The organism is Stenotrophomonas sp. YJH_SMC_46, assembly GCF_059370315.1.
In genome coordinates, this window is the sequence record NZ_JCAFTO010000003.1 from 886,664 (window position 1) to 895,728 (window position 9,065).

The following is a 9,065-nucleotide window of genomic DNA, read 5'->3' on the forward strand; positions in this document are numbered from 1 at the left end:
CTTGCAGTGGCCCGCGCATGGGCGGACCTGCTTGCGGTCGCCGGTGGCCTGGTGGCCCCGGAAGTTCCAGTATGAACCCGAAACTGAATGGATTCACCCGGGCCGGGTTCGGCCTGCGGCATCGGTTCCAGACTACAGGGGAGGGTGTATGGCGTATGTCACGTTTGTGGCCGATCCTTTGCGAGGCAAGGGCTGGCGGGGTGCCGTTCCTGTTCAGGGTGGAAGTATGCCCAAGGAAGTATGTATAATTTGTGCATACTCTGGAGGGCCTACCGATGGAAGCCACTGTTGCAGAACGCGGACAGATCACCCTGCCCAAGGCGGTGCGTGATGCCCTCGGCCTGACCAAGGGCACGCTGCTGAAGGTCGAGCTGGACGGCAGCCGCATCATCCTGCGCAAGAGTGTTGACGATGCCATTTCACGGGCGCGCGGCAAGTTCGCGCTGGACGGCTTCGAATCGTCCGATGCGGCAGTACGCGCGGTGCGTGACGAGGAATAAGCCGTGATGATCGCCGTCGATTCACCGGTGCTGGTCGAGCTACTCAGCAATGGTCCGCAGGCCGATGCGGTGGAGGCCATCCTCCGGCAGAGCCTGGTGGGTGGCCGTGTGGTGGTCTGCGGCGCGACCCTGGCCGAGGTCTGCGCATCGCTGCGCGGCGGCGCCGAGGTGCTCGAAGCGCTGGAAGAAATGGGCGTGCACTTCAACCCGATGGAAGCCAAGTCGGCGCTGCGCGCGGGCGAGATGCACCGCCGTCATCGCCAGCGTGGCGGCAGCCGCCGCAGCCTGGACGAATTCATGGTCGGCGCCCACGCACTGCTGCAGTGCGATGGCCTGATCACCTGGAACGACACGTTTTACCGCGACTACTTCAAGGGCCTGAAGCTGATCGTGCCGCACGCCTGAGCCCACTTTGTTATTTCAACCTACGCATTACCCGGGAGTTGTCATGTTGGAAGCCTACCGCCACCACGTCGCCGAGCGCGCTGCGCTTGGCATCCCGCCGCTGCCGCTGAGCGCGCAGCAGACGGCCGATGTCATCGAACTGCTGAAGAACCCGCCGCAGGGCGAGGCCGAGTTCCTGCTCGACCTGCTGACCCACCGCGTGCCGGCCGGCGTCGATGACGCAGCCAAGGTCAAGGCCTCGTACCTGGCCGCGATCGCGCTGGGCAGCGAGCAGAACCCGCTGATCAGCCGCGAGCGCGCCACCGAACTGCTGGGCACCATGCTCGGCGGTTACAACGTCGCCCCGCTGGTGCAGCTGCTGGACGACGCCAGCGTCGGCACCATCGCCGCCAACGGCCTGAAGAAGACCCTGCTGGTGTTCGACGCCTTCCACGACGTGCAGGAAAAGGCCAAGGCCGGCAACGCCAACGCCCAGGCCGTGCTGCAGAGCTGGGCCGATGCCGAGTGGTTCACCAGCAACCCGGAAGTGCCGCAGAGCCTGACCGTCACCGTGTTCAAGGTGCCGGGCGAGACCAACACCGACGACCTGTCGCCGGCGCCGGACGCGACCACCCGCCCGGACATCCCGATGCACGCCCTGGCGATGCTGAAGAACAAGCGCGACGACGCGCCGTTCACCCCGGAAGAAGACGGCAAGCGCGGCCCGATCCAGCAGATCCTCGACCTGAAGGACAAGGGCCACCTGGTCGCCTACGTCGGCGACGTGGTCGGTACCGGCTCCTCGCGCAAGTCGGCCACCAACAGCGTGCTGTGGTGGACCGGCGATGACATTCCGTACATCCCGAACAAGCGCGCCGGTGGCGTGTGCCTGGGCGGCAAGATCGCGCCGATCTTCTACAACACCATGGAAGATGCCGGTGCGCTGCCGATCGAGCTGGACGTGTCGAAGATGGAGCACGGCGACGTCATCGAGCTGCGCCCGTACGAAGGCAAGGCGCTGAAGAACGGCGAGGTGATCGCCGAATTCCAGGTCAAGTCCGACGTGCTGTTCGACGAAGTGCGTGCCGGTGGCCGCATCCCGCTGATCATCGGCCGTGGCCTGACCGGCAAGGCGCGAGAAGCGCTGGGCCTGGCCCCGACCGACCTGTTCCGCCTGCCGGTGCAGCCGGCCGATACCGGCAAGGGCTTCTCGCTGGCGCAGAAGATGGTCGGCCGCGCCTGTGGCCTGCCGGAAGGCCAGGGCATGCGCCCGGGCACGTACTGCGAACCGAAGATGACCTCGGTCGGCTCGCAGGACACCACCGGCCCGATGACCCGTGACGAGCTGAAGGACCTGGCCTGCCTGGGCTTCTCGGCCGACCTGGTGATGCAGTCGTTCTGCCACACTGCCGCCTACCCGAAGCCGGTGGACGTGAAGACCCACCACACCCTGCCGGAGTTCATCTCCACCCGTGGCGGCGTCTCGCTGCGCCCGGGCGACGGCGTGATCCACAGCTGGCTCAACCGCATGCTGCTGCCGGACACCGTCGGTACCGGTGGTGACTCGCACACCCGTTTCCCGGTGGGCATTTCGTTCCCGGCCGGTTCGGGCCTGGTCGCCTTCGCTGCGGCCACCGGCGTGATGCCGCTGGACATGCCGGAGTCGGTGCTGGTGCGCTTCAAGGGCAAGATGCAGCCGGGCGTGACCCTGCGTGACCTGGTCAACGCGATCCCGCTGTACGCGATCAAGTCGGGCCTGCTGACCGTGGCCAAGGCCGGCAAGAAGAACATCTTCTCCGGCCGCATCCTGGAAATCGAAGGCCTGCCGGAGCTGAAGGTCGAACAGGCGTTCGAACTGTCCGACGCCTCGGCCGAGCGTTCGGCGGCCGGTTGCTCGGTGCGCCTGAACAAGGAACCGATCATCGAGTACCTGACCAGCAACATCACCCTGCTGAAGTGGATGATTGCCGAGGGGTACCAGGATCCGCGCTCGCTGCAGCGCCGCATCGAGAAGATGGAAGCGTGGCTGGCCAACCCGCAGCTGCTGGAGCCGGATGCCGACGCCGAGTACGCCGCCGTCATCGAGATCGACCTGGCCGACATCCACGAGCCGATCGTGGCCTGCCCGAACGACCCGGACGACGTGAAGACCCTGTCCGAGGTGGCCGGTGCCAAGATCGACGAAGTGTTCATCGGTTCGTGCATGACCAACATCGGGCACTTCCGTGCCGCTGCGAAGCTGCTGGAAGGCAAGCGTGACCTGCCGACCCGCCTGTGGGTGGCCCCGCCGACCAAGATGGATGCTTCGGAGCTGACCAAGGAGGGCGTGTACGGCACCTTCGGCGCTACCGGCGCACGCATGGAAATGCCGGGCTGCTCGCTGTGCATGGGCAACCAGGCGCAGATCCGCGAGGGTTCCACCGCGATGTCGACCTCGACCCGCAACTTCCCGAACCGCCTGGGCCGCAACACCAACGTGTACCTGGGTTCGGCGGAGCTGGCCGCGATCTGCTCGCGTCTGGGCCGCATCCCGACCAAGGAGGAGTACATGGCGGACATCGGCGTGATCAACGCCAATGGTGCGGAGATCTACCGCTACATGAACTTTGACCAGATCGAGGAATACCAGGACGTGGCCAAGTCGGTCGCTGCCTGATGCGGTAACTGAAAACCCCCGGCTTGCGCCGGGGGTTTTTTGTGAGCGGACAACGCATGGGGGTGGCGGCTGCTGGCCGGCACCCCGATGAAACGAAGAACCCTCGGTGAAAGCCGGGGGTTCTTTCGTTGCCTGATGGCCTGTAGCGCCGAGTCCATGCTTGGCTGCTGTTCGTGCGATGCGCGATGAGTCGAGCGCGGCTCGACTCTACAAAGGCATCCACGCATGGCGTGGATCTACTGACCGCGGAGTCCTTGAGCCGCGGCGCGCAATCAGCCGCGGGAGAGCGCCAGCAGCCGTTCGGCGATCCGCTCCAGCGGCACCTGTTCCTCAGCGGCGCCGAGTTTGAACGCTGCACCGGGCATGCCCCAGACCACGCTGGTGGCCTCGTCCTGCACCAGTGTCGGCGCGCCGGCCTGGCGCATTTCCAGCAGGCCGCGTGCGCCGTCGTCACCCATGCCGGTGAGGATGGCCCCGATGGCATTGCCACCCGCGCTCTGCGCGACCGAGCGGAACAGCACGTCCACCGCCGGCTTGTGCCGGTTCACCGCCGGGCCATCGTCGATGCGGCAGCGCCAGCGTGCACCGTCGCGGATGATGCGCAGGTGCTTGCCGCCGGGTGGCAGGTAGGCATGGCCGGGCAGCACCGCTTCGCCGTCGCTGGCCTCGCGCACGGCCATGGCCGAGTGGCGGTCCAGGCGTTCGGCGAAGGCGCTGCTGAAGCTGGCCGGCAGGTGCTGGGTCATCACCACGGCGGGCGCGTCGGCCGGCATGCCTTCCAGCACCACGCGCAGCGCTTCGGTGCCACCGGCTGACGAGCCGATCGCGATCAGGCGGTCGGTGGTACGGAACTGCGGCGAAGCAGCACGCGTTGCCGGCGCTGCGTCCAGCGTGAGCTTCGGGGCGGCCGCGCGCACCAGCGGTCGCACCCGCGAGCGCGCCGCCATCTTCACCTTGGCGATGATTTCGTCGGCGTACCCCTGCAGGCCGCGTGCGACGTCCAGCTTGGGCTTGGAGACGAAGTCCACCGCGCCCAGTGCCAGCGCCTGCAGCGTGGTGTCGGCGCCGCGTTCGGTCAGCGAAGAAATCATCACCACCGGCAGCGGGTGCAGCCGCATCAGGTTTTCCAGGAACGCCAGGCCGTCCATGCGCGGCATTTCCACGTCAAGCGTGATCACGTCCGGGGCCAGGCGCTTGATCTTCTCACGCGCCAGCAGCGGATCTGCGGCGGTGCCGACCACGTCGATGGCCGGGTCGCTGGACAGGATTTCCGTGAGCATCTGCCGCACGACGGCAGAGTCGTCGACGATCAGGACCCGGCAGGGGGCGTTGCCGGTCAGGGTCATTCGAACAACTCCACGCCGCCGGTGACCGGGGCCTTGGACAGACGTGCACGCACGGCCGATTCGGTGGCAGCCACTTCGGCTTCGTGGGCATGCGGCAGGCGCTGCACCACCACGCGGCCGGTATCGGCGAAGAACCAGATCTTGCGCGGATGGATGCCGCACAGGTCCTCGGCGATGATCGGGATATGCTCGGCCTGCAGGTACTGGCGCACGAACTCGGCGTTACGGGTACCGACCGGATTGCTGGTGAATCCCTTGAGCACGTTGGCGCCGCCGAACACCTTGGCCTCGATGCGCTTGCGGTGGGCGCCGCGCTTGAGCATGTCGTTGATCAGCAGTTCCATCGCGTAGCTGCCGTAACGCGCGGGCGCGCCGTCGCCGGCATTGCCCTCGGGCAGCAGGAAATGGTTCATGCCACCGATCTTCAGCACGGGGTCCCGCAGACAGGCCGCCACGCAGGAACCCAGCGTGGTGGTCAGCGCGGTGGTGTCGTCCACCACCAGGTACTGGGTCGGCAGCAGCTTGGCGGCAATGGTCTGGAAGCGCGCATCCTGGTAGCGCATCACATCGTCGGTACGTAGCGAGGCGTTCATGCACCGGCCTTTGCCGCGCGGCGGTACAGGGTGCGGCCACAGGGCTGGATCAGGTCGGCGGCGTGCAGGTAGTTCTCCGAGTGTCCGGTGTAAAGCAGGCCGTCATCGGCCAGGTGCTGTACCAGCCGGCCGAGGATCGCGCGCTGGGTTGGCTTGTCGAAGTAGATCATCACGTTGCGGCAGAACAACGCATCGAACGGGCCGCCGACGTCGTAGCGCGGGGCAAGCAGGTTCAGTGGGCGGAACTCGATCAGCTCGCGCAGTGCCGGCAGCACGCGGCACTGGCCCTCGTTGGGGCCGCTGCCGCGCTGGAAGTAGCGCCGGCGCAGGTCCGGGTCGAGGTTGGTCACACGGTCGATGTTGTAGACACCTCGGCCGGCGGTGGCCAGCACCTGGGTGTCGACGTCGGTGGCGATGATGCGCACCGGCGGCTTCAGCGTACCGAAGGCCTCACAGGCGGCAATCGCCATTGAATAGGGTTCTTCGCCGGTGGACGCTGCGCACGACCACAACAGCAGCGGCGTGCGGCTGGAGCGCTGCTGCAGCTCCTCGCGCAGCTTGTCGAAGTGATGCGGTTCGCGGAAGAACGAGGTCAGGTTGGTGGTCAGGGCGTTGGTGAACGCCTGCCACTCGTCACCATCTTCCTGCTCGAGATGGTCCAGATACTGCTGGAAGCTGCGCATGCCCAGCGTGCGCAGGCGGCGCGACAGGCGGCCATAGACCATGTCGCGCTTGGCCGGAGCGAGGGCGATGCCCACGCGCTGGTAGATCAGGTCGCAGACGCGGCGGAAATCACGGTCGGCGAACTCGAATTCGCGCGGGCCGGTGACGATGGGAGTAGGACTTTGCACGGGGGACGTGTCCATCGGCAGAGGCGGCGGCCGAAGCCGCTGCGGGTGGGTCTCAGAATTCCTGCCAGTCGCTGTCGCTGGCGGCGAAGGTGCGGGCGTTGCTGCTGCGACGTACCGGCGCGGGCGTTCCGGTCGGCTGCGGACGTGCCACGGTGGTGATGCACGCCGATTCCACGCGTTCGGCGACAGCCTTCACTGCGGCGGAGACCTGGTTGTCGAGGCGGAAGATCGCCACGGCATCGGCCAGCTGCGCGGCCTGGTCTTCCATCGCACGCGCGGCGGCGGTGGCTTCCTCCACCAGCGCAGCGTTCTGCTGAGTGGTTTCGTCCATCTGCACCACGGTCTGGTTGACCTGCTCGATGCCGGCGCTCTGCTCCTGCGAAGCGGCAGAGATCTCGGCCATGATGTCGGTCACGCGCTGCACCGAGGCGACGATCTCGCCCATCGTGCTGCCGGCCTGGTGCACCAGGCTGGAGCCTTCGGTGACCTTGCCGACCGAATCGTCGATCAGGCCCTTGATCTCCTTGGCCGCAGCGGCCGAACGCTGGGCGAGGGTACGCACTTCGCTGGCGACCACTGCGAAGCCGCGACCCTGTTCACCGGCACGCGCGGCTTCCACGGCAGCGTTCAGCGCCAGGATGTTGGTCTGGAACGCGATGCCGTCGATCACCGAGATGATCTCGGCGATCTTTTTCGACGAGGCCTCGATGGCGGACATGGTACTGACCACCTGGCCGACCACGCTGCCGCCCTGGGAGGCAACAGACTGCGCGCCGATGGCGAGCTGGTTGGCCTGGCGGGCGTGTTCGGCATTCTGGCGCACGGTGGAGGTCAGTTCCTCCATCGAGGCTGCGGTTTCTTCCAGGTTGGCGGCCTGCTGCTCGGTGCGGCGTGACAGATCACTGTTGCCGGAGGCGATCTCGCCGGCGGCGAGCGTGATGCTCGAAGCACTGGCCTGGATCTGGCCGACGATCTGGGTCAGCTGTGCGACTGTGGTGTTGGCATCGTCGCGCATCCGTGCGAACACGCCCTGGTAGTCGCCGTGCATGCGCGCGGTCAGGTCACCTTCGGCGATGGCCGACAGCAGCTGCGAGAGCTTGCCGAGGTTGTCATCGCTGACCGCCATCATCGCGTTGAGGTTTTCCAGCATGAGGCGGAAATCGTAATCGAAGCGCTGCGCTTCGCCACGGCGGCTGAAGTCGCCCGCGGCGGCGGCACTGGCCAGCTGCTTGATCTCGGCATTGATGCGGCCGAGGTTGGCCTTGACCGTGTCGACGGTGGTGGTCATTGCGGCCTTCTCGCCTGGGTAGCGCGCGATGTCGCGGCTGAGGTCGCCGACCGCGTACTGCTGCACCACATCCAGCACATCGTGCAGGGTCTGCACGTGGCTGCCGACCAGGGCGTTGGTCTCCTGCACCATCAGCCCATACTCACCGGGGAACGCACTGGCGTCGATGCGGTAGCTCAGTTCGCCGCCATCGTGGCGGCGGGCCATTTCGCGCTGGCCGTTGATTACTGCGTGCAGCTGCTGCTGCATGCCGGACATCGCCTCCAGCAGGCGGCCGGGCTCGTCGTGCGGCTGTGGGCCGATATGGCTGTCCAGCTTGCCGTTGGCGATGCCTTCGGCGACGGCGGTAGCCTGCTTCAGCGGGCGCGCGATACGGTTGCCGATGACCCAGCTCAGGGCCAGCACGATCAGCACCAGTACACCACCGGAGATCGCCATGATGGCGGTGAACACCAGCGCCTGCCGCTGCACGTCGTCCATGTAGACGCCGCTGCTGACCACCCAGTTCCAGGGCGCGAACAGGCCGGCGTAGGCGACCTTCTCGACCTCGCCCTTGCTGCCCGGCTTGGCCCATCGATAGTTGACGAAGCCACCGCCGGCCTTGGCCGCTTCGACCTGGTCGTAATAGATGCGCACGCCGTCGTCGGTGCGGAAGTCCTTCATGTCCTTGCCGACCAGGTCCTTGCGGAACGGGTGCATCAGCAGGCGGTAGCCGGTGTCGTAGATGTTGAAGTAGTACGTATCGTTCTCGGCGCGCATCACTTCCAGGGCCTGCAACGCGGCGCTCTTCGCGGCGTCCTCGCTGAGTTCGCCGGTGCCGGTCAGACGGTGGTAGTGCTGAAGGATGCCGTAGCTGAGTTCGACCTGGGTCTTCAGCGCGGTCTTGCGGGTCTCGGTGAGGTCCAGGTACTGCATGCGGGCGGCGATCACCGAGAGCGCGATCACGCCGAGCGCGATGAGCAGCGTCAGCAGGTTGAGCTTGCGCCGGACGGAGAGATTGCTGAAGTAGTGTTGCCAGCGATGCAGGAGATTCATCGAGCAGGACCAGGTCGAAACGGGCGGGCGGCGCCGAGCCGGTCACGGCGGGACAAGCGGTGACAACCCCGTTATCGGCCGCTGGGGCGGGGGATTGAGGTGCGGTGTCGGAACGTATTCAGGTTTTCTTGCAGCGGCGGCTGCGGCGCTGCCTGCGGTAGGCTTTTGAAGCAACAGCAACAGCAACAGCAACAGCAGTTGGTCGGCGGTCGCGAGTTGCGAGGGGGGCCGGGCCAGGGTGGGTTGGCGGGGGACGCCGTAAACCCGTCCCTGAAGTGACCCCCGAGACTTGGACAGGGGTCAGGCGGCCGATTGGGCCTGTTGGGCCTGCTCCCGGTACTGTACCGGGCTCAGGCCCTTCAATTTCAATTTGATTCGCTCTTGGTTGTAGTACTGGATGTATTCCACCAGC

At 66.4% G+C, this 9,065-nt stretch carries 8 protein-coding genes; 3 read left to right on the plus strand and 5 right to left on the minus strand.

Features of this window, described 5'->3' with window-relative positions; translation table 11 throughout:
• Positions 1-275 precede the first annotated feature (275 nt).
• From AC5P8C_RS13615 to acnB, 3 genes are read left to right on the plus strand one after another with little or no spacing between them, the layout of a single operon-like run.
• On the plus strand, positions 276-500 hold the full coding sequence (locus AC5P8C_RS13615) for an AbrB/MazE/SpoVT family DNA-binding domain-containing protein (protein ID WP_005409505.1): 225 nt from the start codon (positions 276-278) through the stop codon (positions 498-500).
• A 6-nt stretch (positions 501-506) separates the two neighbouring features.
• Entirely contained in the window at positions 507-905 is a 399-nt protein-coding gene (locus AC5P8C_RS13620; protein ID WP_005416402.1) for a type II toxin-antitoxin system VapC family toxin, read from the plus strand.
• 43 nt (positions 906-948) lie between these two features.
• Entirely contained in the window at positions 949-3,540 is a 2,592-nt protein-coding gene (acnB, locus tag AC5P8C_RS13625; RefSeq protein ID WP_019661480.1) for a bifunctional aconitate hydratase 2/2-methylisocitrate dehydratase, read from the plus strand.
• Positions 3,541-3,812: 272 nt separating this feature from the next.
• Here acnB and AC5P8C_RS13630 read toward each other — a convergent pair whose 3' ends face one another.
• The 5 genes from AC5P8C_RS13630 to AC5P8C_RS13650 all read right to left on the minus strand — a co-directional run.
• Positions 3,813-4,886 carry a protein-glutamate methylesterase/protein-glutamine glutaminase gene (locus AC5P8C_RS13630; protein ID WP_019661481.1) on the minus strand — a complete coding sequence of 358 codons (1,074 nt, stop codon included), beginning with the start codon at positions 4,884-4,886 and terminating at the stop codon, positions 3,813-3,815.
• Positions 4,883-5,479, minus strand: coding sequence for a chemoreceptor glutamine deamidase CheD (gene cheD / locus AC5P8C_RS13635; RefSeq protein ID WP_014037083.1), 597 nt, complete (start codon positions 5,477-5,479; stop codon positions 4,883-4,885). Before cheD ends, AC5P8C_RS13630 begins: the two co-directional genes overlap by 4 nt.
• The gene (locus AC5P8C_RS13640) at positions 5,476-6,345 is read right to left on the minus strand and encodes a CheR family methyltransferase (RefSeq protein ID WP_019661482.1); all 870 of its coding nucleotides are present in this window, start codon (positions 6,343-6,345) and stop codon (positions 5,476-5,478) included. The genes cheD and AC5P8C_RS13640 overlap by 4 nt, the downstream gene beginning before the upstream one ends.
• A 37-nt stretch (positions 6,346-6,382) precedes the next feature.
• Complete coding sequence (locus AC5P8C_RS13645) at positions 6,383-8,653, minus strand: methyl-accepting chemotaxis protein (protein ID WP_495218921.1); 2,271 nt, start codon at positions 8,651-8,653, stop codon at positions 6,383-6,385.
• A 300-nt stretch (positions 8,654-8,953) separates the two neighbouring features.
• On the minus strand, positions 8,954-9,065 hold a 112-nt coding region (locus AC5P8C_RS13650), incomplete at its 5' end, for an IS3 family transposase (RefSeq protein ID WP_288042072.1).

What these genes read in the sequence shown, in the direction of transcription:
- AC5P8C_RS13615 (WP_005409505.1), top strand. Translation starts at nt 276, where the DNA reads ATGGAAGCCACTGTTGCAGAACGCGGACAGATCACCCTGCCCAAGGCG.
- AC5P8C_RS13620 (WP_005416402.1), top strand. Translation starts at nt 507, where the DNA reads ATGATCGCCGTCGATTCACCGGTGCTGGTCGAGCTACTCAGCAATGGT.
- acnB (WP_019661480.1), top strand. Translation starts at nt 949, where the DNA reads ATGTTGGAAGCCTACCGCCACCACGTCGCCGAGCGCGCTGCGCTTGGC.
- AC5P8C_RS13630 (WP_019661481.1), bottom strand. Translation starts at nt 4,886, where the DNA reads ATGACCCTGACCGGCAACGCCCCCTGCCGGGTCCTGATCGTCGACGAC.
- cheD (WP_014037083.1), bottom strand. Translation starts at nt 5,479, where the DNA reads ATGAACGCCTCGCTACGTACCGACGATGTGATGCGCTACCAGGATGCG.
- AC5P8C_RS13640 (WP_019661482.1), bottom strand. Translation starts at nt 6,345, where the DNA reads ATGGACACGTCCCCCGTGCAAAGTCCTACTCCCATCGTCACCGGCCCG.
- AC5P8C_RS13645 (WP_495218921.1), bottom strand. Translation starts at nt 8,653, where the DNA reads ATGAATCTCCTGCATCGCTGGCAACACTACTTCAGCAATCTCTCCGTC.